The 433-nt window shown below is 67.4% G+C and carries 1 protein-coding gene; it reads left to right on the forward strand.

What is annotated here, in order from left to right; translation table 11 throughout:
- Positions 1 to 433, forward strand: a 433-nt coding sequence (hfaD, locus tag B3T77_RS02775; RefSeq protein ID WP_292076995.1) for a holdfast anchor protein HfaD, incomplete at both ends; no start/stop codon positions are given.

Here is a 433-nt window from a genome sequence, read left to right on the forward strand (position 1 = left end):
CCAGCGGGCCCAGACCACCGTCTTCGCCGAGACCGTCGCCGACGTTCAATACATCCCCGCGCCTGCGACCTTCTCGTCCCAGGCCGTCGCCAATGCGGTCCAGACCAATACGACCGGCGCCTCGCACCAGGATCTGGGCATTCGCCAATCGAACGCCGCATCGACGACCGAGGCGCGCACCGACGTCTATGTCGACAACGGCTGGGACCTGACGGTCGGCGCCAACGCCGGAGCCAACCAGGCGATCACCGCCAACGCCGGCGGCTCCATGCTGATCCAGACGGACCAGGCCAACGCCGGCCGCGTCCGCGCCGACGCCCGCGTCCAGACCAACCTCCAGGGCCAGACGGTTCTGGCGGCCCGCAGCGTCGCCAACGAGACGGTCGCCGGCAACAATGACATCTATCTGAAGCTAGACAACACACAGCTGAAC

The sequence above is a fragment of the Brevundimonas sp. UBA7838 genome (assembly GCF_002500885.1).
In the GTDB taxonomy this organism is placed as follows: Bacteria; Pseudomonadota; Alphaproteobacteria; order Caulobacterales; family Caulobacteraceae; genus Brevundimonas; species Brevundimonas vesicularis_C.